Annotated in this window: 18 protein-coding genes; 8 read left to right on the top strand and 10 right to left on the bottom strand. The window is 37.0% G+C overall.

The features are described from left to right. Positions 1-22: 22 nt before the first annotated feature. The 5 genes from WC623_RS19965 to WC623_RS19945 form a co-directional block, all read right to left on the bottom strand. Complete coding sequence (locus WC623_RS19965) at positions 23-2,020, bottom strand: hypothetical protein (RefSeq protein ID WP_372854399.1); 1,998 nt, start codon at positions 2,018-2,020, stop codon at positions 23-25. After that, entirely contained in the window at positions 2,007-3,989 is a 1,983-nt protein-coding gene (locus WC623_RS19960; RefSeq protein WP_372854397.1) for a hypothetical protein, read from the bottom strand. The genes WC623_RS19965 and WC623_RS19960 overlap by 14 nt, the downstream gene beginning before the upstream one ends. An 18-nt stretch (positions 3,990-4,007) precedes the next feature. Then, positions 4,008-5,840 carry a RagB/SusD family nutrient uptake outer membrane protein gene (locus WC623_RS19955; RefSeq protein WP_372854395.1) on the bottom strand — a complete coding sequence of 611 codons (1,833 nt, stop codon included), beginning with the start codon at positions 5,838-5,840 and terminating at the stop codon, positions 4,008-4,010. Positions 5,841-5,850: 10 nt separating this feature from the next. Beyond that, positions 5,851-9,234: a SusC/RagA family TonB-linked outer membrane protein gene (locus WC623_RS19950; protein WP_372854393.1), complete on the bottom strand. Its 3,384-nt coding sequence runs from the start codon at positions 9,232-9,234 to the stop codon at positions 5,851-5,853. Positions 9,235-9,419: 185 nt separating this feature from the next. Next, entirely contained in the window at positions 9,420-10,535 is a 1,116-nt protein-coding gene (locus tag WC623_RS19945; protein WP_372854391.1) for a FecR family protein, read from the bottom strand. 133 nt (positions 10,536-10,668) lie between these two features. Between WC623_RS19945 and WC623_RS19940 the strand changes: the two genes are divergently transcribed. Beyond that, positions 10,669-11,238 (top strand): sigma-70 family RNA polymerase sigma factor, encoded by a 570-nt coding sequence (locus tag WC623_RS19940; RefSeq protein WP_372854389.1) that lies wholly within the window; start codon positions 10,669-10,671, stop codon positions 11,236-11,238. 183 nt (positions 11,239-11,421) lie between these two features. Then, on the top strand, positions 11,422-11,871 hold the full coding sequence (locus tag WC623_RS19935; RefSeq protein ID WP_349785204.1) for an SRPBCC family protein: 450 nt from the start codon (positions 11,422-11,424) through the stop codon (positions 11,869-11,871). A gap of 75 nt (positions 11,872-11,946) precedes the next feature. On the opposite strand, the gene WC623_RS19930 is transcribed toward WC623_RS19935, so the two are convergent. Beyond that, on the bottom strand, positions 11,947-12,912 hold the full coding sequence (locus WC623_RS19930; protein ID WP_372854387.1) for a transporter: 966 nt from the start codon (positions 12,910-12,912) through the stop codon (positions 11,947-11,949). A gap of 6 nt (positions 12,913-12,918) precedes the next feature. Beyond that, a complete protein-coding gene (locus WC623_RS19925; protein WP_372854385.1) occupies positions 12,919-14,658 on the bottom strand; it encodes an amidohydrolase in 1,740 nt (579 codons plus the stop codon). Positions 14,659-14,851: 193 nt separating this feature from the next. Here WC623_RS19925 and WC623_RS19920 point away from each other — a divergent pair, with 193 nt between their 5' ends. Then, positions 14,852-15,421 (top strand): PAS domain-containing protein, encoded by a 570-nt coding sequence (locus WC623_RS19920; protein ID WP_372854383.1) that lies wholly within the window; start codon positions 14,852-14,854, stop codon positions 15,419-15,421. Here the strand turns inward: WC623_RS19920 and WC623_RS19915 are convergent, their stop codons facing one another. Then, positions 15,422-16,576, bottom strand: a complete 1,155-nt coding sequence (locus tag WC623_RS19915) for a hypothetical protein (RefSeq protein ID WP_372854381.1) — start codon at positions 16,574-16,576, stop codon at positions 15,422-15,424. A gap of 139 nt (positions 16,577-16,715) precedes the next feature. Between WC623_RS19915 and WC623_RS19910 the strand changes: the two genes are divergently transcribed. Beyond that, positions 16,716-19,115, top strand: coding sequence for a carboxypeptidase-like regulatory domain-containing protein (locus WC623_RS19910; protein ID WP_372854379.1), 2,400 nt, complete (start codon positions 16,716-16,718; stop codon positions 19,113-19,115). A gap of 68 nt (positions 19,116-19,183) precedes the next feature. Here WC623_RS19910 and WC623_RS19905 read toward each other — a convergent pair whose 3' ends face one another. Then, entirely contained in the window at positions 19,184-20,818 is a 1,635-nt protein-coding gene (locus tag WC623_RS19905) for an ABC-F family ATP-binding cassette domain-containing protein (RefSeq protein ID WP_372854377.1), read from the bottom strand. Positions 20,819-20,872: 54 nt separating this feature from the next. Continuing rightward, entirely contained in the window at positions 20,873-21,766 is an 894-nt protein-coding gene (locus tag WC623_RS19900) for a helix-turn-helix domain-containing protein (RefSeq protein ID WP_372854375.1), read from the bottom strand. Between the two features lie 190 nt (positions 21,767-21,956). On the opposite strand from WC623_RS19900, the gene WC623_RS19895 reads away from it, so the two are divergent. Genes WC623_RS19895 through WC623_RS19880 form a run of 4 tightly spaced genes read left to right on the top strand, consistent with a single transcriptional unit; the run spans position 21,957 to position 24,554 of the window. Next, entirely contained in the window at positions 21,957-22,940 is a 984-nt protein-coding gene (locus WC623_RS19895) for an aldo/keto reductase (RefSeq protein WP_372854747.1), read from the top strand. Positions 22,941-22,952: 12 nt separating this feature from the next. Further along, positions 22,953-24,038, top strand: coding sequence for an alpha/beta fold hydrolase (locus tag WC623_RS19890; RefSeq protein WP_372854373.1), 1,086 nt, complete (start codon positions 22,953-22,955; stop codon positions 24,036-24,038). A gap of 29 nt (positions 24,039-24,067) precedes the next feature. Then, a complete protein-coding gene (locus WC623_RS19885; RefSeq protein ID WP_372854371.1) occupies positions 24,068-24,346 on the top strand; it encodes a hypothetical protein in 279 nt (92 codons plus the stop codon). Further along, entirely contained in the window at positions 24,318-24,554 is a 237-nt protein-coding gene (locus tag WC623_RS19880) for a hypothetical protein (protein ID WP_372854369.1), read from the top strand. Before WC623_RS19885 ends, WC623_RS19880 begins: the two co-directional genes overlap by 29 nt. The last annotated feature ends 10 nt before the right edge of the window (positions 24,555-24,564 follow it).

The following is a 24,564-nucleotide window of genomic DNA, read 5'->3' as shown; positions in this document are numbered from 1 at the left end:
TTAAATTATTAATTGTCAATTTTTAGGGAGTATAACTCCACAAATCTTTACCATCTCTAAAATAAAGGATACCCTGTTTATCCATAGAGACAAAAAATGCTGGTTTTTCTGAGACTATTACAACTTTTTTGCTTTGAGGATCAATTTGGAACAATCTCCCATTACCGGTTCCAAAGACTTTTCCTGAAGGATGTATAACCAGATTAACATCTCGCCAAACAGCACTATTTTTCTGTTGAACTGTTAACTCAAATAATTTATAACTGGCAATAACTTTACGAAGCGGGGCATTCAGTACAAACAAAACACCATCTGCTACGCCCCATAAATTACCATCCGGACCTTTAATCAGACAAGTAATTGCTTTTGCACCTGATACCGGAACAAGCTCAAATGTTTTAACTTTTCTCTGCGGATCCCAGCCAAATAATTTCGCTTCATTTACTTCAGGTTTAATTCCTAAACCACCCCAGACTGAAGTTCCTGCAATAATCTCTTTCTCGTGATAGATCATACTAACTAAAGATAGCTTTGGAACAAGCCCTTCATAGGCAATCAGTTTATCAGTTTTAGGATCATATTCAATTAAAGCCCCTCCAAGTCTTCCATAATCGGGTACAGTACCAAAAAACATTTGATCAGACTCTGGTATACCGGTACCACAAAATGGACGATCCTGACCTTCAATATGTCCTAATAATTTAGGATTCCCTTCTTTAAGGTCCCATGGCTTACGAGTATCATATTTGTAAAATTTACCTTTTGGATAAATGCCAAAATACATATCGCTTCCATTCAAAGTAATACTTTCTGACTGATGCAAACCAAAATAACGTTGTGTTTTACCTGTCTTAGGGTCATACGTAGCATTACTGCCGACCAAATACCCTCCCGTCCAGATTCTACCGTCAGGACCTGTTTTCGTGATATTTATTCCAATAGGTTGTGGAGGAAGCATCAAATCTTTTGTAACGGTTTTTCCAGATATTGGGTCGTATCGAATCAGATCACCATCTGAATTCAATAGATACAATTTTTTATCCTTCCCCCATTTCATATTCATTGCTCTACTGGTTTTCACTAATAATTGTGGGCTAACGGTAGGCTTTAAAACATCATGGGCAATCAAACTACTGCTATCGGTATAGTATACCTTTTGATCGTAAGGAGACTTAACAACACCTTTAACCATAATTATCTTAGGAATTTCGGCATCAAAAGTCTTTTTGTCCAGATTATATACCAATGTTTTGTGCTGATCGGGTAAATTGGCAAAGAGCCTATCGCCACCATTTAATCCTTTCACAATTCCCATATCATATACAAAACCAGGCAATCCTCTGTATTTCCCGGGTAATATCTCCCTTTTTTGCCCTGTTGCCACATCTATTTCAACCAGGTAACTATGTGAGCCTATACCTGCAAAAAGCTTACTTGTTTTTTCATGATAGGCAATACCGTGTACATAATTTTCGGATGGGACAATGGGTCCATTGCAAACATCCTTAAACCCATCGCTTGGATGATAACGAAATATCCTGCAACCAGGATAAGTTGCTCCGAATATCTCTCCATTTTTTCCAGGTGTAACAGCAAACAAATAGGTTTCAGAGGAAAGTGGTTTCCCAAGATCTTCTATTTTCTGGCTTCCGGGACGGTGTTTAGCCAGTCGCCCACCTGCAGATCCTGCAATATAAAGCCAACCATCAGAAGATACTGTAATGTCCCAGGCACCATCCATCCGCTCTAGAGGTAAATTAACCATTAAAGAAGATTTAGTTAAGTTATACCCCAGCAAATACCCCGGTTTACCTCTTAGTACCGTATACACCCATTCATTACCATCGTCATCTTCTGTAAACACACTTCCTTCCAGCCATTTCTCAGCAACCTGAACACCTAAATTTTTAAACTTACCTGTATACTTCAATGTATCTTCAGATAATGAAGTTGCTTTTCCAAATACTGGTTTTATCAATAGAAAAAGCAATAAAAGGATATAATATTTATAAAATTTCATATTGCCATAAGTTAATGCCATTCCTAAAATAGAACCTCCCTTGCTGATCCATACATAATGAATGTGCAGCAATTCCTAACGGAATCATCGTTACTTCTTTACTAGACGGATCTATTTTAAAAAACTTTCCTCCAGCAGTTCCATACACGTTTCCAGATGGATGTAAAACAAGGAATGCATCACGCCATACAGGCTTCTTTTTTACTTCTTCAGGAACTTCAAATACTTTTTTAGAAGTTCTGACTGTCTTACTTACCGGATCAAAAATAAAACATACTCCATCGGCCATACCCCATACCATACCATCAGGTCCATTTATTAACCCAGTAATAGCCTTTGCTTCTGGTACAGGAACTAGTTCAAATGTCTTTATCTTTCTAACAGGATCCCAACCGAACAAACTGGCTTCTTTAGCTATTGGCACCGCACCTAAACCACCCCATACAGAGGTTCCTCCCAATACTGAACCATTTGCATAAACCAGACTTACTATCGATGAATTAGGCATAACATTAAAATAGGGAGTCATTTTACCCTCCTTAATATCATACGCAGCTAAAGCCCCGCCTAATAATCCATATCCCGGAACTGTACCAAAATAGAGCTGACGATGTTCTGCAACATTTACACCTCCAAATGGACGATCTTGCCCTTTAATCTGGCCTATCTTCTTAGGATTTCCCTTTTCTAAAGACCAGGGTAAGGTGGTATTATATACATAAAATTCTGCACGCGTATAAGTCCCAAAATAGATGTTTTCGTCTTGTATAGTAATACCTTCAGGTTGATGTAAACCAGGGTAACTGGTTATAGTTTTAGATTCAGGATTATAAGCAGCGTTGTTTCCTGTCAGGTATCCTCCTGTCCATATTTGCCCATCTGGTCCCGCTGCAACGGCTATCAAACCAATAGGTTGTGCAGGAACATCAATAGGAATGGATTTACTTTCACCTGTTTTTATATTGCACCTTAATAACTCGGCTTCAGCATTAAGTATCAACAATTCCGAATGATTCAACCATTTTGTAGCAAGTGCTTTTTTAGCGACACCTACTTTTTGGGGTTTGGACTGTGGCTTAGTTAAATCTAAAGCATAAAGATCGGTCCATCCAGCGCTATAATAGATCTTTTCATCAGTTAAAGATTTTATAGCCGATTTTACCATTACAGACCGTTGTATATCTTCTTCAAAAGTTTCTGTTTTTAGATTGTAAACTACAGTTTTCCCTAAATCTGGCAAGTTTGCAAGTAGCAGGTCAGCACCGTCTACATCATTTATAATTTTCATATCATAAACAAAACCCGAACCACCTCGATATTGATCAGGCAGAATTTCCTTCCGTTCTCCTGTTCTCGGATTGACTTCCACTAAATAACTTCTGGAGCCAATTCCTGCATATAACTTATCTGTTTTTTCATGATAAGCCAGTCCATGAACATATTGCTCACCTGCTTTAATGGCTCCCGCGCCGATATCTTTAAAACCATCCTTCGGATGATATCGAAATATCCGGCATCCTGGATAAGTAGCCCCAAATATTTCCCCATTCTTACCCGATGCTAGTGCAAAAAGATAAGTTTCAGAAATTAATGGCTTTCCTAAATCTTCTATTTGCTGGCTACCAGGCCAATGCCTGGCCAGTCGACCTCCAGCAGAACCAGCAATATATAACCAGCCATCTGAAGACATACCTATATCCCAGGCACCGTCCATTTTAATCAATGGCAATTTCACCTTAAGCTCGTAGTTAACTAAATCGTATCCTAACAAATATCCTGGCGAGCCACGTACAACAGTGTAGAGCCAATCCTTACCTTTCTCGTCTTTCAAAAAAAGGCTGCCCTCAAGGTGTTTTTCCTTAACCTGTGGTCCAAGGTTTACAAGCTTGCCAGGTAAATTTTGCGAGACAGACAGGAAGGGCATGATCAATAATAATAGTATAAAACGGCTCCTTAGCATCATTTTCATCTTTAAGTTTCTAATAAATTATAACCAATCTGGATTTTGAACCAATGCCTTATTAATTCCAATCTCATTTGCAGGTATAGGAAATAGCAGGTTCTTTTCTGCTACATTCTTAAAAGCCAGACTCATAAAACCTGTAGGACTATCTACAAGCATATCAGCCAATACACTTTTCATAGTCGTAATAAATATCCCCCATCGGATAAGGTCTTGTTTACGAAGTGCTTCAAAACATAGTTCTCTAGCCCTCTCATCCTGAATACTCTCCATAAATTTTTGCTGAGAGACATAATCTGCAGGTGCTAAATCAGCCGTAGTAATATCGGTTAAAGTTGCAGTTGCAACCGCTCCTGTTCCTGCACCCGAAAAAGTAATAATTGGCGGAGAGGAGAACTTATTACCAGCATTTGTAATATTAACCGCAGTAATTTTCCCTCCAGAGACTACCGCTGTTGCAGTAGCAGTACCATTTCCGCCGGCAATATTTACAGTGGTTGCAGCAGTATAACCTGTTCCCTGACTGCTAACAATAATTGAACTGATACTTTCTGAAACAGCGCCAATTCCATTCAGATATTTACCATATCCTCTTCTCCTTACCTTGTTTACAGCTTCAATTGCTTCTGGTGTAGGTACGCCTTTTGCCTGAGATTCTGCTTCAGCAAACATCAGTAATACATCTGCATATCTTAACAAAGGATGATTTATAGGTGTATTATTATTGTCCTTAGGCAATAAAGTTTCATACTCCCTTCTGTATTTTCCAGAAAATCGATCATACTTCTGCAAGTTTGTTGGCGTCACTGTAAATAAACTTTTTGTTCCATCTGCTCTATACAAAAAGGGCGCTAAACTCCAGTCTCTTCTCAAATCACCACTCTTATATTTTTCAAATAGTCTTCTTGTCCCTTTCATAATTCCCTGGGAATATCCGATAGTGGTGTTGACGCAATTGATACCATGCCAGGAACCTAAAAAGCCTCCTTCCCGGTATACATTTGTAGCATTTCCCCAAAATTCAACCTCCCAGATACTTTCCTTGATATCATATTGGTCTGAAGCATATTTTATAAAAATATCATTAAAATCGGTGTTTAAAGCATGAGCAGCTTCTACATCATCCATCACTTTTTTTGCCCAAAAGCTAGCCTTTTCATATTTAGAAACATCTTTTAATGGCTCACCCGCCATGTATAGACAAACACGGGCCAGTATGCCTCTTACAGCCGATTTACTTACCCGACCTCCATATCCTAACTGTTGAATTGGGGCAACAAGAGTTTCAGCAACCTCCATATCTTTAATTACCTGATCATATACCTCTCTCGCAGTTGACTTAGCAATATGAACATCATTGGCATTTTCAGTTGCCTTAATCATCAGAGGCACACCACCAAAATTCTGTACCAGTAAAAAGTAATAATACCCTCTCAAAAACAGAGCTTCTCCTTTTATCTGTAAACGAAAAGCTTCACTGATGCCTTTGTTGTTGTCAACATTAGCGAGTAAAAAATTAGCCCTCCCTATCCCCTTATATAAGTTTGTCCAGAAACTGAGTACTTCTGTATTATTAGCCGTAATGTTGTATACCTGTGGCCCGACTACAAGATTGGCTCTAAAATAATAACCTTCTTCTGCTTCCATACCTAATTTGGAATGATAATTCGCTCCATAGATTGGATTAGAGCCCAAAATATCATAAACTCCTGTAAGTGAACGCATCAAATGCTCTTCGGTCTGAAAGTAGTTCGAAGACGAAAGAAAGTCTTGCGGCTTGGTATCTAGAAACTTTTTACAAGAAAAAAGAATACTTGAAATGATTACTAAACACAATATGTTGAATATCTTTTTCATAATTTACAGATTAAAATGAAGCATTGATTCCTAGTACTAATGTTCTGGCATGAGGATATGAAGAATAATCAAAGCCGGGTGTTAAAATTGAATTTCTGGCTGATGCTTCTGGATCCATTCCAGAATAATTGGTAAATGTTAACAGATTCTGGCCTGATAGAACAAATCTCAAGCTTCTCATTTTTAATTTATTTATGATTTGATTTGGTAAACTGTAACCAAGCGACAAAGTTTTAAGCCTTAAATAAGAACCGTCTTCTATTGTTCTGGTTGAATACATTCCAGGAGGTCCTTGTCCATTAGTTCTATAATACTCATTGTTGTTATTTTCTGGTGTCCAGCGATTTGCATAAGACGCATACTGATTTAAATACACTATGGCATTGGTATTCCCTTCTAAAACAACTCGGTTAGCATTAAAAATTTTATTGCCATATGACCATTGAAAAAATACGTTAAGATCAAAATTCTTATAATTAAAGCTATTCGTCAATCCACCAAAGTGGATAGGCATTCCGGATCCCATGTGCACCATATCTAAGGAATTAACCTTTAGATCCCCGTTAATGTCTTTATATTTGATATCACCAGGTTGAATATTAGCTCTGGCCGCACCATTATCTGGAATATCATCCTTCAATACATATATTCCTGGAGAAGGATTATTAAAATCTGCAAACTGATAATTCCCTTCCCACACATATCCATAAAACATTGCTGCAGGTGAACCAATTTCTGCAACATATAAGGCATTTTTAAAATTAGTTTCAAAGGGTAATGTTGTAAACATCTGTTTTTGTCCATCAGCCAATTCTATTACTTTATTCTTATTAAAGCTGATGTTAAAACTGGTCTGCCACTCAAAATTCTTATTCTTGATATTTAGCGTATTTAAGCTTAATTCTATACCATCATTTCTAATCTTTCCAATATTTTTAAAAACTTTGGTATAACCGGTAATCGCTGGTAAATCAGCATCCAATAATAAATCATTCGTCTGTTTCCGGTACAAATCAACTGTAAGGGAAACACGGTCCTTAAATAAGCCAAGATCATAACCAATGTCGGTTTGATGTGTACTTTCCCATCTTAAATCAGAGTTACCCAATCCTCCCGGAACCAGACCATCAATGGGTGCTCCATTTTTGTAGGAATAAGCTGCAAACTGAGAAATCTGCAAACTCGGTAAATAATCAAATTCTGATACTCTGTTGTTACCAGTTATACCATAACTAACACGTAGTTTGGAGTTAGAGACTATCGAAGAGTTCTTCAAAAAAGACTCATTTTTCATATTCCAGGCTAAAGCAGCTGATGGGAAATAACCCCATCTGTTTTTATATGGAAATTTGGAAGATCCATCTGCCCTCCAGGTACCTGTAAAAAGGTATTTTGATTTATAATTATAATTAAGTCTACCAAAAAAAGAGGCTAAAGTAAAGTTAGTGCGGGATGCAATGCTGGTATAAGGTGTTCCCTTTTCAATACCAGACATACCTAGTTCTTCATCAGGTATATTCATATATGATACACCATGGATTTTACGTTTGCTGGAGTATAAAGAAAATCCTGCCAGAGCCGAAATGGAGTGAACCTTTTTAATACGCTTACTATAAGTTAAGGTATTGTCATTTGACCAGGTAGAAACATCAGTATAAGTTATTCCAGCCTGAGTTTTCATCGTATTCAATGGATTATCCGGATTGCCTTTGACAGTTTTAGAGTTGTAAAACTCATCCAGATCATCACTATAAGTTATGATATTTCCCCTTGCCCTTAAGATTAGATCTTTGGTTATATTATAATTCAGATAACCATTAGCAGAAAAATCAGTTGTACTCCTTTGCCTGTAAGTATTCTTTGCATTTTTTACAGGATTAACCCTAATGTCTGAACTCGGATTACTTGGATCAAAAATATCATCTACATTTTCATCTAAAAAATCAACTTCATTGTTTCCCGAAACAGGTCTGTATCCCCATGCAGAGTAAAACAGGAAATTTCTATAACCTGCATTATCAACGGATGACTGGATACCCCCAATTTTGGTATTTGTTAATGCTGTAATCACACCTCCTGTAAGTTTTTTATTGAAAGTATGATCAATGGATATTCTACCATTATACCTTGCTGCATCTGTATTTACGATGATACCCTTCTGATCAAAACCAGCACCGGATATAGAAAACCTGGTATCCTTGCTTCCCCCCCTAATACTCATCTCCGCTTTACGAAATTTGCCCGTTCCTATAAGTTGCCTTTGCCAGTCAGCCCCTTTAATTGTCCTATAATATTCTAAATCTCTACCATTTTGAAAATAGTTATTGGTAGCATTTAAAGGATACAATTCAGCCTGATATTTGACAAACTCATAAGGATTCATTACTTCTATGAACTTTCTCACTTCCTGCGTTCCTGCAGAAACATTAAAATTCACTTCAGGTTTCCCCTCTCTTCCCTTTTTCGTTTCGATCACAATTACACCATTTGATGCCCTGGCACCGTATATAGCAGTTGCAGAAGCATCCTTTAAAACAGTTAAAGACATGATATCATCGGCATTAATAGAACCTGCATCAAAACTTTCAACCGGACTCCCATCTACAACATATAAAGGAGCAGAACTTTGTGTTAATGAACCAGCCCCTCTAATGGTAATTATGGGCAAACTACCGGGTTGACCTTCATTAGAAGATACCTGTACACCAGCAATTCTTCCTGCTAAAGCTTCTGTAAAAGCTCCAACAGGTGCTTTTTTTACATCTTCTAGTTTTAATTGTCCAACAGCCCCAGTTAAATCAGCTTTATTTACCGTTCCATATCCAATTACTACAGCTTCTCCCAACGATTGGATTTGTTCTTTCAACCTTACATTCAACTGTTTTCGGTTACCAACTTTAAACTCCTGCGTTACGAAACCAAGAAAACTGTAAACGATAATCGCATCTTGATTGGGGATGGTGATTTTATAGTTACCATGTACATCTGTCACCGTCCCGATTTTTGTGTTTTTAACAATTACACTTACACCTGTTAATGCAAGTCCCTTTTCATCTGTTACTTTACCTGACACCTCAATACTTATAGGTTTAACGAGTTGCTTCTCATTTACAATGATCATTTTCCCTTTGATTACATAGTCAAAGGGTTGTCCGGAAAAATAGCGTTCAAGGCTTTCCTTTATTGGTACTTTATTTAGATTAACATCTGTTGGAATTGCCTTTTTTAGCAATTCAGAACTAATTATAAAGCTAAAGCCTGTCTGTTTTTGAATATCATTAAAGACTTCCTTCATGGCAGCATTTTTCTTTTTCAGACTAACCACCTGTGCAAAGCCTGATGCAGAAACCTGCATTATAGAAGTAATTAATAAAACACAAATGAGCTTCATCATAAGCAAAATTTTAGGTACTGAGCAGGGTTTCACCCTGCAAAGAATTACAGTATAATTTTTATACATTTGATCATTGGTTTTTTGATGGTTTAGAAGGATCATTTTAAGTCACCAATTATTGCTTTCGGTGTTACGAGCACCGGAAGCTTCATTACAGTAACTTTAAGAATTGAATTTAAGTTAAATTAAGGCATTACTGTCACCCTCCTTCCCTCTATCTTGAAATGAACCAATCCTGTTATTTCTATATTCTTCAACAGTTCTTCGAGTTGATATGAACGTGAAATCTTACCATAAAATAATTTATTTCCGGCATCACCAACATAGTTAACATCTACATTGTACCATCTCGAAATTTTCTCCATAATTTGCTTTACACTTTCATCATGAAATACAAAGAATCCCTCTTTCCATGCAATGGCAGCTTCGATATCTGCTTCGAAAACTTTGAAACTACCATTGCTTTGACTGAGTCCCGATTGCCCCGGCTTAAGTAAAGCCTCTTTTCGGTTTGTCTTTAACTTTACTGATCCACTCAGTAATGTTGTATTTACATTTGAACTATAGGCATTAACATTAAAATGGGTCCCCAATACTTCTATTTCAGTACCATTAGCGATCACCCGAAAAGGTTTATCAGGATCTTTTATAACTTCAAAATAAGCTTCACCTGAAATTTCAACTCTACGTTCAGTCCCATTAAAAACTACAGGAAACCTAATAGAAGATACCGCGTTTAACCATACCTTACTACCATCAGGTAATACTAGCCGATACTCACTTCCAAATGGAATACTGATTGAATTGTATTTTACTGAAAAATTACTGTCATGTTTTTTTGCAACATCATAAACCAATTCAGAACCCTTTTCTTTTCTTACTGTTGCTCCACCCTGATTAGCCAAAACACCATTATCAATATGATCAAGCATAATCTGAGAACCGTCATCCAGTGTTAGAATAGCTTTACTATTGTCAATAGACAAAGACTTTCCTACAACCAATTCTTGTTTCTTTACTGGAACAGGCATTGGGCTCAGATAAAAATAAACCGCAGTGGTTATTACAATTGATGCTGCTGCAACCCAACTAAACCGGTAAAAATATAATCGTTTAGTCTTTTGTCGCCTCATACTTATCTCCAACATCTTAATGATCTGATCTTTTATATGTGGCTCTAGTTCCCCATTGATATCTAAAGAAAAATCATCCTGATAGGACTCAAACAGTTGTTTTTCTTCACTATTGCAGTTCCCAGCGATATATTTTTCATATAGTAATACATACTCTTTCTTAGTCATAATTCACGGTGTCTATATATATAGTTCGTGATTCTATCATGAACACACATACTTTTATAAAATATTTATTAATAACCTTGATTAAATAATTTTAAATTATAACTTAGCTATAAACCAAATATTTATTGCAAATATGATTACCGACTTCGTGCTTTGGGATTCGATCAAAAGGGATGATGAAACAGCATTCTCAGAACTTTTTCACCGTTATTCGCCTAGAATTTATAATAAAGCATTTTTTAAAATTAAGGACACTGAAGTTTGTACTCAAATAGTACATGATATTTTCTTAACGCTATGGAATAACCGAAAAACACTGGAAGTAAATTCTTTTATAGGTTATTTTACTTCGGCCACCAGATATCAGGTATACAGATACACCTTACGCCAAAAATCAACACTGATAGATTATAAAGAAGATCTCAGTTCACTTTCAAACAACTTTACTGAGAATAAGGGATATAGTAGCGTTGCCTATCAGGATCTGGAATTAGAATTAGAATCTTATCTACAAAACCTCCCTAAAAGATGTAGGGAGATATTCTTAATGAGCCGTCAGAAATCGCTTAGTAATGATGAAATTGCAGGTGCATTAGGTATCTCCAGACGTTCTGTAGAAAACCAGATTACCTATGCACTCAAGCAACTTAGAGTATCATTAAAAGACATATCCGTGCTTCTTATTATTTTATACGGATTATAAGAATTGGTCGCAAATCCCCCTGTATATTGTCTTATTTAGACGCTATCAAAATCAAATTTTCCTAACACTTTTGTATTGTTGATTGTTAATAGATGAAACTAGTAACAGCAAATGGAGCAGCGACCAATTAAAAACGGGCGAAACCGAAAAGCCAAATGAGTAGGAAACGAAAAATAAGATTTTATGTCAACTAATAATGTTTCATTACACAGAGTCCTTAAAGCATCTCCAGAAAAGGTATATCGCGCATTTACCGAAGCCTTAGCAATTGCTTCATGGCTTCCCCCATATGGCTTTCTTTGTACCGTACATGAAATGAACGTAGAGACAGGTGGCTCTTTCAAAATGTCGTTTCAAAATTTCACTACCGGCAATGGTCATTCATTTGGCGGAAAATACCTTGAGATAAAACCTAATGAATTTCTAAAATACACGGATACCTTTGATGACCCTAACCTTCCAGGAGAAATGATCACTTCTGTTTGGCTTCGTAAAACTATAGTAGGTACCGAAATAAAAATTACACAAGAAGGAATTCCAGCTATGATACCAGCAGAAATGTGCTACTTAGGATGGCAGGAATCGTTGGAGAAGTTAGCTAAACTTGTAGAACCTGAGATACCAGATGCTTAATCATTCTTTTTTATAACATGAATGTTCATTTTAACTTGAACATTCATGTTTTAGAAGTCTCATCACACGGATATCCTAATGCGCTGAATTTTTATTAGGAATCAAAATATTAACCCCTCCCTGGAAAGCTATACCACCAAACCTATTCTCCATGGCAAAGTTTTGAGTAATTCTTGCCATAGCACCTATCTTTTTAGGTACAATCCAATAAGAAACAAATCCCCCTATACCTGCAATTTGATCTGACAAGAAACTTCCTACCGTTCCTTTATCGTCTGAAACCTGTTGGGAATAATGACCAAATAGACCAACTTCATCACCCCTTGAATTGAGGAGATAAGAACCTCCTGCATCAAAGGTAAGATGACTACCTTCTTTAAAATCTGTTTTCTTTTGCCAATGATTGATTTCCAAAGTAGGTGCGAAACTTAAATTGACTTTAGCACTTGGTTTATACTTAATCGCCCCCCTAATGTTATGCGACCAATAACCATGACCACCATTATCCAGACTGCCATGTTCATATTTTCCTGTCGGTGCCCAAACACCATAATTCAATGCATATTGAAAATCACCCTTTTTCCAGGATAACCAGACTGGTTGAATGTACATATCCCCAAAGCCAAGGCTCTTATTGGTAAACACATATTTACCAGGCCCGGTTTGTTGAGAATAATAATCCAAAGCAATATTAGCTGTTGGACTATTTAACGTCGGTATAATCATCATCCCCCAATTGGCATCGAGTATTTTACCCTTTCCTCCATAAATAGCCATTAAAATAAACGAATGTGTTTTAACATTTTGTTCGATATTCAAAGTAGTAGGATTCCCAGGTGTCGGGTTAATCAGCTGATCTGATTTTTTGCCCTGTGCATTGTAATAATTCATATCGGCATAGCCATACCAGACAGGAATAATAAAACCTTCATGGGGTGCAAAATAATCGTTCGGATTGAAGGAGGAGCCGTTGTAATGCCCTTGTGCAAAACCACTATATGCAAAAAGTAGAAATGCCATTAAACTAATAAGTTGTTTCATAAAGTTCTATTTTTCGTTCTGTTTAAATACTGTCTTACCCTCTTTTATGGTTTCCAATACTTTAATTGACCTTAATTGCATAGGATCGATAGTCAGCGGGTCTTTATCTAGAATTACCAAATCGGCCAGTTTACCTACTTTTAAAGAGCCTTTACTGTCTTCTTCATGGTATTGATAAGCAGCATTGATGGTTATTGCTTTTAATGCATCCATAACTGGAATACGTTGGTCTGGACCTAAAACCATTCCAGAACGCGTCGTTCTGTTTACAGCCGCATAAACCCCGGTTAATAAATCTGGTGGAGTAACTGGAGCATCATGATGCATGGTAAAAGTAATCCCAGCATCTTTAGCAGCCTTAGCCGGACTGATAAAAGAAGCTCGTATAGGACCGAAAACACTTTGATAATGCCAATCGCCCCATAAATACACATGTGACGAAAAATACGAAGGTAGAGCACCTATCTCTTTAATTTTAGGAATATGATCAGGTCTGCTGTTTTGCACATGTATTAAGGTTGCCCTTAGCTCTGGCTTATAGACCCCTTCTGCTTTAAGTTTGCCTATAACGCGAAGTGCCTGATCTATAGCGGCATCCCCATTTACATGCAATTGAGCAGTAACGCCTTTAGAAAAAATCTTTTTCAAATCATCATATAAAGTCTCATCCGAAAAAATAGGAAATCCTTTATAGTTCTTATCCTTTCCTTCCGGTGGAACAAGATATGGTTCTGTAAGCCAAGCTGTTTTCCCTTGTGGCGAACCATCATTAGAAAATTTAAACCCACCAAATTTCAGTCGGCTTTCATAACGCATATAATGTGGTAAAAAAGATTCCCAATCCTTTTTATTTGCTTCAAAATCAGGAAAATAAACCAGATCAGCTTTTAAAAGCTTTTTATCTGCGACTTCTTTCAAAAGAGCAAGCCCTACTCCCATTGTTCTGCCATCACAAATGGTTGTTTGTCCATAACTTAACCATTCGTCTTGTGCCTTGATAAAGTCCTTTAGCTCTTGCGAAAGACCATCAGTTTCTTTTGGTTTTGGTAAAAGCGCCATTAATTTCATCAGTGCAGAAAAACTGGCATTCTCTTCCAATTTACCATTTAAGCGATTGGTTTTCACATCTCTTCCATAATGACCACCTTCCGGATCTTTTGCATCTTCAGGAATTTGAAGCAGTTTGAGCATAGCACTGTTTACAACACTTGCATGTCCAGAAGTATGAATAACGATAAGAGGATGTGTAAGGCTAACTGCATCTAATTCACCTCGTGTGGGATGGCGATGTTCAACCATAATGGCATCATCATATCCATTCCCTATCAAAGGCATATTCACAGCTAACTGATGCTTATCTATATACTTTTTTAAAGTAGTTTGAAGCTCTGGTATGGTATTAACTGTCCCATATGGTGTGGGAGATAAATCAACCGCTTGCGACATTCCTGAACGCGAGGTAATGTGTCCATGCGCATCAATAAATCCAGGTAACAAAGTCTTGTTTTCTAAATCAACCTGTATAGTTTGTTTTCCAATAAAATCTTTGATTTTCTCTTTTGAACCTGCAAAAACGATTTTACCATCTTTAACAGCCAAAGCTTCTACCTGAGGAACGTCATCCTCCATTGTTAAAATAGTTCCTCCGGAATAAACAACATCGGCAGCTGCCTTTTGATTTTGACAAGAGCAAGTGATTGAAAGTAACAGAGGTAACAATATAAGTAAGTATGTATTGTTCCGCATAAGCCTTTTTTATAAATATACAGTCATATTAAATATACAATATATTTAGCGCAATCCAATTTCCGACGATAGTTAGTAAATTTGCAATTGATTACTGTGTTAACATAGTCAAAAAAGTAGTCTCTTGGGTTCAGCCCAAATTTAAGTCTGCATCAAGTATTAATAACATAAAGATCTCCATTAAAAATAGTAAATGGTTCATTCTGAATTTTATTCCAGTTTACTGGATCAGCTAAGTATTGTCGCTATCACCGATCGCTCAGGTAAAATTGTTTATGCGAATGATAAGTTCTGCTCCATATCGGGATACAAAAGAGAAGAGTTAATCGGTGTAGATCATCGTATTATCAATTCCTCTTATCATCCTAAATCGTTCTTTATAAATCTATGGAAAACCATTTCATCAGGCCAAACCTGGCGCGGTGAAATTAAAAACAAAGCAAAAGACGGTACTTTCTATTGGGTTGATACATTTATCGTTCCCAGAATAGATGAAAACCAAAAAGTATCAAGATACTATTCCATTCGGTTAGACATTACAGAAAGGAAATTAAAAGAAAGTGAACTTAATGACATTAAGGTATTGCAATCACATCAGGTTAGAAAACCAGTTGCGAATATGCTTGGATTAATGGAACTCATTGAAGCGGAAGAGATGAACGAATCCTCCAGGTTCTTGTACAATTTACTAAAGAAAAGCATAATGGAATTAGAAGATTCCATAATGGGTATTGTGAAGCTTCAAAAAACAAACATTAATTAATTATTTCATTAGTACAAATGAGTTGTGGATATCCCCTATCCATTTGTACTTAAATATTGTACTTTCCTGTTGCCCGTCCATGTTTTTCTTATTATGTGAAATATAAAATAAGCCATCACCTAAAGCGCATAAACCTGTAGCTCCCCATTTAAAATGCCATCCTCTAATTCCAGTTTTGGTATCTTTCGGTCCTGCGTCCAATAAAGAAAGGGTTTTGATATTTATTTTTTGATTGTCTGATGATATTTGGGCTTTACCAGGCTTTTTATGCCCATCAATAACAAACATATCATAATTTGGAAACTCTTTTTTTCCTCCACGATATACAGCGGCAAATAAATTTCCGGTATAGGAATCATATTCAAGATTTTGGATACCATATCTTGTACTTCCAGTTTTTACAAAGTATTTGTCTATAGGCTTTGCAGGTCCCGAATGGTGTAGTTTATCCTGGGATAGAGATTGTGCATACTTATTCCAATTGGCAATATCATACTTTAGTAAAACCTGATGATCATTGTCGTCTCTGTCTGTATCTCCGTAGACACCATAGGCCACATATAAATATTTTTTATTAGGATTTGAACTACCTATTGCCGGAGCAAAGGTGACCCCATCTATTCCAGAGCAAGCAAACCTATGTGATTTTGTTTTATCGCCTACCTTTACCTGAGCTTCATAGTCTTTCACTACTTCCTGTAAATAAACAGTACGCAATAAATTTTCCTTTTCAGCATTCATATTCGGACGTACAATATGAGAGCCATCAAATATGGCAATATAAAAACCGCTTTCATTGCTATTTTTCGCTCCCAATTCTTTTCTGATCCCCTTGCCAATCGCATCATTTTTATATTCCAAAGAGCCATATATCTTCCCATCCTCCTTATTAAAATCCAGATCCCCAAGATGCCCTACAAAACCGGTTACGCTTCCTATCAATTTACCATTGAGGTCCATTTTAATGAGCTTATCTGTAAAAGAAAAATACACATATCCATTTGCTTTATCTACAGCAACACCCTGAACATGCAATGCACCTTGTTTTCCAGAATAAATCGAATCTGGCAAATTTGCCAGCATATTTACATTTTGAGATTGAGCCTTTAGTGTTAATACTATAAAAAAAAGAGGGAATAAAATTAGTTTCTTCATGCTTTTAAAATTCGGTCAACTAATTTACTTTAATTATTAATCATTTTATTATTTTTTGTTACAAAAAGTTTAAATACATTATTTTTCCGGACGTAGGGGTAAAACTAAAATTGGTTGTCATATTGGAAAACCAAATCTCATGAATATAAAAACTTTACCAGTTCTTATCTTGCTGTTTCTACAACAAACCATCTATGCTCAGGCTCAAGATAAAGAGGCTAAAAGCTCAAACAATCAAGCATTAACAGGAACCATAAAAGGGACAGTAATAGATAAAGGAACCAGATTGCCATTATCAGGTGTAACTATAAGACTCAGTTCAAACTCAGCAGTTAAGCCTTCAATGACAGATCAAAATGGCATATTTCGTTTAACAGGAGTTCCCTTAGGACGTCAAGTATTACAAGCCAGTATTACCGGATATAAACCTGTTATCCTTTCAGAGGGATTGATTACCAGTGGAAAGGAAAATGTAATTAACCTGGAAATGGAGGCACAAACCAATAACCTGAATGAAGTGGTTGTCAATACCAATTCAGGAAAGAAACCATTAAACCAAATGGCACTGACCAGTGGTCGCTCCTTCTCTCCAGAAGAAACCAATCGTTATGCAGGCGCTTTTTTTGATCCGGCAAGGATGGCTCAGAGTTTTCCAGGTGTTGTTGCCGGTGGTGATGACAACGAAATTATTGTAAGGGGAAATTCGCCTAAGAGCTTACAGTGGCGATTGGAAGGTATAGAGATTGTTAACCCTAATCATTTTGGAAGTGAGGGTGCCTCAGGTGGAGGCATCAGTATGATCAATACAACTGTATTAAGCACATCAGACTTTTATACTGGTGGTCTTGCGGCTGAATATGGAAATGCAATCTCTGGAGTATTCGATTTAAAATTTAGAAAAGGGAATACTGATAAACGCGAGTATGCATTTAATATTGGTGTACTAGGTGCTGGAGCTACTTTAGAAGGCCCTTTTAAAAAAGGTGGAAGTGCATCATATCTAGTTAGCTATCGTTACTCTTCACTTAGTTTATTGGAGAAAGTCGGGGTTGAAGTTTCCGATGCTGGTACGCCTAAATATCAGGATCTATCATTCAATTTTGTATTTCCAACAAAAAAGGCCGGTACCTTTTCTTTGTTTGGTATTGGAGGACTGGGTAAAATTGATAAGGTTGCTAAACGCGATTATCAAAAGTGGGAAGAAAGGTTTGATGGTTTCGATATGAAATTAGGTTTTAACGCTGGAAGTGCTGGACTTAAACACCTCTATATAGCCAGTAATAAACTATATTTCAATAACATCATCTCTGTATCCGCCAGTCAGAGTTCAAACACTACAGATACACTTACCAAAAGCTATGTACCGAGTCTTGACCATGAGGATAAGTATACCAATACAGCAATACGATATGCGGGAACATTAAATTACAAGATCAATGCTTCAAATACAATTAGAGCAGGTGTAAATGCAAGCTTGTTAAAATACAACCTTTATGCTTTAAATTTTGACACTGAATTGCAGGGTTTAAAAGAATTGATCAATCAAAAAGGAAGCACCAGCAGTTATGATGCTTTTCTTCAACATAAAGCAGAATTAACGGATAAGTTAACTTTAAATACCGGCTTACATGCCAATTACTTTATGATGAGTAAAAGCTGGAGCATAGAGCCGCGGGTAGGCTTAAACTGGCAAACCTCAGCTGATCAATCAATATCTTTCGGAGCGGGTTTGTATAATCGGCTTGAACCACTTTCTTACTATTTTGCAAAAAGTGCTGAAGATATTGGAGCAGGTCAATCTAATGAAACATTATCACCAACGAAATCTGCACAGGCAGTATTAGGATATGAAAAGCTTTTTGCTGGAAACTTTAAGTTTAAAACAGAGGTTTACTACCAACATTTATATAATGTTCCGGTATCTGCAGATCCTAATATCAACTTCTCTTTATTAAACGTTTCAGATAATTCAGCAATAAGCTCTTCTGCTTATCGTCAGTTGATTAACAAAGGAACCGGCAAAAATTATGGTGTAGAGTTTTCACTTGAAAGATCATTAAGTAAAGGCTATTATTTTATTGCAACATCCTCCCTCTTCGATTCCAGGTTTAAGGCTTTAAACGGAAAAGAGTTTAACACAACTTTTAATACCCGTTATGTGGGTAATTTATTGGCAGGAAAAGAGTGGACTACAGGAAAGAAAAAGAATAATATTTTTGGATTGAATGCCAAGCTGATTTATGCGGGAGGTCGCAAATATTCACCTATTCTGGTAGAAGAATCTTTGCGTTTGGATGAAGAAGTGATTGATCAGGATAAAATCAATACTTTAACTGCAGATCCTTATGTTAGGGTTGATTTTTCATCCAGTTATCGCATCAATGGTAAAAAAGTGAGTCATTTAATTATTCTGGATATTCAGAACCTTTTAAATAGAGAAAATACTGTGGGAATGCACTACAATTTCAGTAAACGGATTATTGAACCGGAGAAATGGAGCGGTATTATTCCAACGATAAATTATAGGATAGAATTTTAGGATCTCTTTAATTCACTGAAAATAAAAAGAGAGAATCAGATGTCTAAAATTCTCTCTTTTCTATTATTTTAGTTTTGCTCGATTTCCTTTAAGCTATCCATTTTCTTGTAAGCCAGGAATCCTTTAATATCTTCAAAATGTTCCCGAACGCGCTTATTACCAAACTCAAATACTTTTTTTGCCAGTCCATCCAGGAAATCCCGATCATGGGACACCAGGATCAAAGTGCCATCAAAATCCTTAAGTGCATCCTTGATAATGTCTTTGGTCTTCATGTCCAGATGATTGGTAGGCTCATCCAGTATCAATACATTTACAGGTTCTAAAAGTAGCTTGATCATGGCTAGACGTGTTTTCTCACCTCCAGAAAGCACCTTTACTTTTTTCGTAGTATCATCGCCACTGAACATGAAGGCACCTAAAAGGTCTTTAATTTTTATAGCACCATTGCTCAATGGAATCTGGTCAATGGTTTCGAATACCGTTAAGTTCTCGTCAAGCAATGCTGCCTGGTTTTGAGCAAAGTATCCAATCTTAGCATTATGACCTACTTTTAAATCTCCTTCAAAATCGATTTCGCCCATGATAGCTTTGATCATGGTCGATTTACCTTCACCATTTTTACCCACAAAAGCCACCTTCTCTCCCCGCTCGATCACCATAGATGCTTTTTCGAACACCACATGATCTCCATAAGTTTTAGTTAGCTCTTCTACCATTACCGGATATTGACCAGAACGTGGTGATGGAGGGAATTTCAATCGTAATGCTGAAGTATCCACTTCATCAATCTCAATAACTTCAAGCTTTTCTAACATCTTCACACGCGATTGCACTTGCAAAGTTTTAGAATAAGTCCCCCTAAATCTGTCTATAAACTCCTGGTTATCTGCAATAAAACGTTGTTGTTCCTCGTAGGCTTTCAATTGGTGCACACGACGGTCTGCACGCAACTGCAGATAATGACTGTATTTTGCTTTGTAATCATATATTCTTCCCATTGTAACCTCAATGGTACGATTGGTAATGTTATCTACAAAGGCACGATCATGTGAAATAACCATTACTGCCTTTGCCGAATTGATCAGGAAATCTTCCAACCATTGTATACTCTCAATATCCATGTGGTTAGTAGGCTCATCCAATAAGATAAGATCAGGTTTCTTTAACAGAATTTTAGCCAGCTCGATGCGCATGCGCCATCCGCCCGAAAACTCGGAAGTCTGACGGCCAAAGTCCTTGCGCTCAAAACCTAAGCCTTTCAATACCTTTTCTACCTCTGCATCATAATTAACCTCTTCGATCGAATAGAATTTCTCACTCAGTTCCGACACACGTTCAATTAGCTTCATGTAGTCGTCACTTTCGTAATCAGTACGAATAGTAAGTTGTTCATTAAGTTCATCAAGCTCTTTTTGCATCTGGTTTACCTCAGCAAAAGCTTTCATCGTTTCTTCAAAAACAGTAACCTTATCATCGGTAAGCAAATGCTGCGGCAAATAGGCTATTACCGCATCCTTTGGACCAGTTACATTACCAGAAGTAGGTTTAGACACGTCGGCAATGATCTTTAAAATAGTCGACTTACCTGCGCCATTCTTACCCATCAGGGCAATCTTATCATTCTCGTTTATCGAAAAGGTTACGTCGCTAAATAGTGTAGTTCCGCCAAATGAAACGGAGATGTTATTTACATTAATCACAGTATGGGAATATTGAATTTCGGCAAAGATAAGAGAAAGACTTTGAATTATAATTTATCCATTCCGATATTCATTAGGTGTAACACCGACACGATTTTTAAATAAGCGGCTAAAATGCTGTGGATACTTAAAACCCAACTCAAATGCGATTTCATTAATGGTCTTGCTACTATCGAAAATCTTATTTTTAGCAATATCAATGATCTTGTTCTGAATATATTCTTGTGCAGATTTACCTGTTTCTTTTTTGATCAGATCACCAAAGTAATTTGCTGAAAGATGAAGTTCCTCAGCAAAATAAGCAACAGAAGGTAAGCCTATACTATAAGGCTTTTCGCTTTTGAAATAACTATTAAGTAACTCTTCAAACCGCTCCAATATTCCCTTGTTCACATTCTCCCTTGTGATAAACTGACGGTCATAAAATCGTTCACAATAATTCAGGAACAACTCAATGTTAGAAGCGATCAACTTTTTACTATGCTTATCCACAGATTGTCTTAACTCAGATTCAATTTTCGAAAAGCAATCAAAAACAATTTTGCGTTCTTTCTCAGATAAATGTAATGCCTCAGTAGTATTATAGCTAAAGAAACTATAATCATCTAAAATTTTTGAAAGAGCTGTACCTTTTATAAGGTCCGGATGAAATACCAAACCATGCCCCATAGGCTGGTAAAAATCTACCTTATTCTCTACATCTATAACCTGTCCAGGCGAAATAAATACCAAGGTACCTTCCTCGTAGTCATAATAGTTACACCCATACTTTAAATCACCGCAATGTACCTCTTTTAGAAAAATGCAATAAAGGCCGAAAGTCATACGCGAACCGGTCCTCTCTTTAGCTTTTGAGAAGTCAACAATACTCACTAACGGATGTAAAGTTTCATGGTTATTAAATGAGTTATACTGACTTACTGTATCAAAATTATATGCCTTTTCCATAGCTATTACTTTTCTTATGATACAAAATTAGCCATTCTGGGACAACAAATATGACAGATCTATTCCAATCAGTAACATTGGTAGTAATATCAGTAATCGGTATACCAATTTGCATCATATCAAAGCAGAACTTTGTATCATCATAAATGTTGTATAAAGAACGAGAAAATTAGAAATATTAAGATAGATGATACCAAAAAGAATACTCGGGAACAGCGGACTGGAAGTATCAGCCCTGGGATTAGGTTGCATGGGATTAAGTTTTGGATATGGACCCGCAACAGATAAAAAACAAGCCATAAAATTAATTCAGACAGCATTCGAAGCGGGCATAACTTTCTTTGATACTGCGGAATGCTATGGTCCGTTTACCAATGAAGAATTATTGGGTGATGCCCTCTCTCCCATTAGAGATAAAGTAGTCATTGCAACAAAATTTGGCTTTCAGGATGGCGATTCAAAAAAAGGATTAGACAGTAGTCCTACAAGAATAAGAGCGGTAGCAGAAGCATCTATGAAAAGGTTAAAAACAGACTATATCGATTTATTTTATCAGCATCGTGTCGACCCCAATATACCTATTGAAGATGTTGCAGGAACTATCCAGGATTTGATTAAAGAAGGCAAAATCAGACATTGGGGCTTGTCTGAAGCTGGTACAGATACCATTCGTAAAGCCCATGCGGTACAACCAGTTGCGGCATTACAAAGTGAATATTCTTTATTTTTCCGCGAACCTGAAAAGGAAATCATACCTACATTGGAGGAATTGAGAATAGGCTTTGTACCATTCAGCCCTCTGGGAAAAGGTTTTTTAACAGGGGCAATTAATGAGACCACAAAATTTGATCCTACGGATTTCAGAAATATTGTCCCTCGTTTCTCAGAAGAAAACAGGAAAGCAAACCAGGCTTTAGTAGATCTATTGAAATCTATTGCTACCGAAAAGAATGCAAGCCCTGCACAAATAGCCTTAGCTTGGTTATTGGCTCAAAAGCCATGGATAGTACCAATCCCTGGAACTACCAAAATACATCGTCTGCAAGAAAATATCGGGGCCACAAAAATCTGGTTAACTGCACAAGATGTACATCAAATCGATACCGCAGCATCAAAGATATTCATACAAGGTGCAAGATATCCAGAGGCTTTACAAAACAGAGTAGGAAAATAAAATCCAATTGACATGAAGAGGAAACTAATAAGATACATAGGCGCATTGACAATATTGCTGACTAGTTCAATATCGCTTATTGCCCAAAATAAACAGAAATTTTTAGCTATTGCTGAGCAAAGCAGCTTTGCTATAGGAGGAACCAAAACTACTGAACAGGGCAACTTTGACCTGAACAATGCTTTAAAACCTCAAGGACAAACTTTTCACGGAGATCATGCTTATGTTTTTTATCAGGTTCCGACCAAGGCTCGTAAATATCCATTGGTTTTCCTACATGGAGCAGGACAATCAAAAAAAACATGGGAAACTACCCCTGATGGAAGGGAAGGGTTTCAGAATATTTTCCTTCGCAGAAAGTTCCCTGTATATCTTCTTGACCAACCCAGACGAGGTGAGGCAGGAAAAAGTTCCGTTGCTGCAACCATAAGCCCTACTGCAGATGAACAGTTCTGGTTCACTCAGTTTCGCATTGGCAATTACCCCAATTACTTTCCAGAGGTTCAGTTTCCTAAAGACGCAGCTTCATTAGAACAGTTTTACCGACAAATGACTCCAAACACAGGAAGTTTTGATGCAAATGTGATCTCGGACGCCGTATCCCAACTATTTAATAAAATCGGAGAAGGCATCCTGGTGACACACTCCCAGGGAGGTGGTCCCGGATGGTTTACAGCCATCAAAAATGACAAAGTTAAGGCTATAGTAGCTTACGAACCTTATAGCAGTTTTGTATTCCCGGAAGGAGAGCTTCCAAAGCCAATAAAATCTGCAGGTCTTTTCGGTGAATTGAAAGGCACAGAAATCCCCCTGTCTGACTTCAACAAGTTGACTAAATTACCTATCATTATCTACTACGGGGATAATATTGCTAAAGAACCAACCAAAGTTTGGAACAAGGATCACTGGCGTTCAGGGCTTGAAATGGCTCGGATTTGGGCAGCAGCTATCAATAAACATGGCGGCGATGCAACGGTCATACATCTACCAGAGATCGGCATCAAAGGCAATACACATTTCCCCTTTTCTGATTTAAACAATATTCAGGTAGCCGATCAGTTATCAAAATGGTTGAAAGAAAAAGACTTAGATAAATAATATTATCCTCTATTATAAAAAAGAAACAAATGAAGAAGTTAATTATACAATGCTTAGTCATATGCACTTTCTTATTTACGCTGACATCCTGCTCCAGAGCAGAAGTGCCGTCGACGACCAAAGAGGATCACATTTTAGAAAGTGATACGTTGCAAAATAACAGGGTTTTGATCGTGTATCTTTCTCGTACCAAAAACACCAGAGCTCTTGCCGAAATCATTCGTAACAAAATTGGAGGTGACCTGGTGGAACTGGAACTGCTTTTTAACCCAATACAATTTGGGTGGAAAAACAATAATTCCATTTAATACAAATGCAGGTTATGGCATAGGTAGCAGCTTTGAAACTTTAAAACAATTGTGTCCAAACAGTAAAGTTCTTGAAGGATTTTCAACTAAAGGTGGCAAGGAAAAAGACGGTATTTTATACATAATGGAAGGTGAAAAAGAAAAGCAGGTGCAATACGAAGTTCAACAGTGGTTGAACAAAATAGGCTTAGCTAAAAAAATAGATTAAATTTTATATT

Source organism: Pedobacter sp. (assembly GCF_041645105.1).
In the GTDB taxonomy this organism is placed as follows: domain Bacteria; phylum Bacteroidota; class Bacteroidia; order Sphingobacteriales; family Sphingobacteriaceae; genus Pedobacter.
This window is presented reverse-complemented; position numbering and strand designations above follow the sequence as displayed.

Bases quoted from the DNA above. Each gene is read 5' to 3' on its own strand.
- WC623_RS19965 (WP_372854399.1), bottom strand. From the start codon at position 2,020: ATGAAATTTTATAAATATTATATCCTTTTATTGCTTTTTCTATTGATA.
- WC623_RS19960 (WP_372854397.1), bottom strand. From the start codon at position 3,989: ATGAAAATGATGCTAAGGAGCCGTTTTATACTATTATTATTGATCATG.
- WC623_RS19955 (WP_372854395.1), bottom strand. From the start codon at position 5,840: ATGAAAAAGATATTCAACATATTGTGTTTAGTAATCATTTCAAGTATT.
- WC623_RS19950 (WP_372854393.1), bottom strand. From the start codon at position 9,234: ATGATGAAGCTCATTTGTGTTTTATTAATTACTTCTATAATGCAGGTT.
- WC623_RS19945 (WP_372854391.1), bottom strand. From the start codon at position 10,535: ATGACTAAGAAAGAGTATGTATTACTATATGAAAAATATATCGCTGGG.
- WC623_RS19940 (WP_372854389.1), top strand. From the start codon at position 10,669: ATGATTACCGACTTCGTGCTTTGGGATTCGATCAAAAGGGATGATGAA.
- WC623_RS19935 (WP_349785204.1), top strand. From the start codon at position 11,422: ATGTCAACTAATAATGTTTCATTACACAGAGTCCTTAAAGCATCTCCA.
- WC623_RS19930 (WP_372854387.1), bottom strand. From the start codon at position 12,912: ATGAAACAACTTATTAGTTTAATGGCATTTCTACTTTTTGCATATAGT.
- WC623_RS19925 (WP_372854385.1), bottom strand. From the start codon at position 14,658: ATGCGGAACAATACATACTTACTTATATTGTTACCTCTGTTACTTTCA.
- WC623_RS19920 (WP_372854383.1), top strand. From the start codon at position 14,852: ATGGTTCATTCTGAATTTTATTCCAGTTTACTGGATCAGCTAAGTATT.
- WC623_RS19915 (WP_372854381.1), bottom strand. From the start codon at position 16,576: ATGAAGAAACTAATTTTATTCCCTCTTTTTTTTATAGTATTAACACTA.
- WC623_RS19910 (WP_372854379.1), top strand. From the start codon at position 16,716: ATGAATATAAAAACTTTACCAGTTCTTATCTTGCTGTTTCTACAACAA.
- WC623_RS19900 (WP_372854375.1), bottom strand. From the start codon at position 21,766: ATGGAAAAGGCATATAATTTTGATACAGTAAGTCAGTATAACTCATTT.
- WC623_RS19890 (WP_372854373.1), top strand. From the start codon at position 22,953: ATGAAGAGGAAACTAATAAGATACATAGGCGCATTGACAATATTGCTG.
- WC623_RS19885 (WP_372854371.1), top strand. From the start codon at position 24,068: ATGAAGAAGTTAATTATACAATGCTTAGTCATATGCACTTTCTTATTT.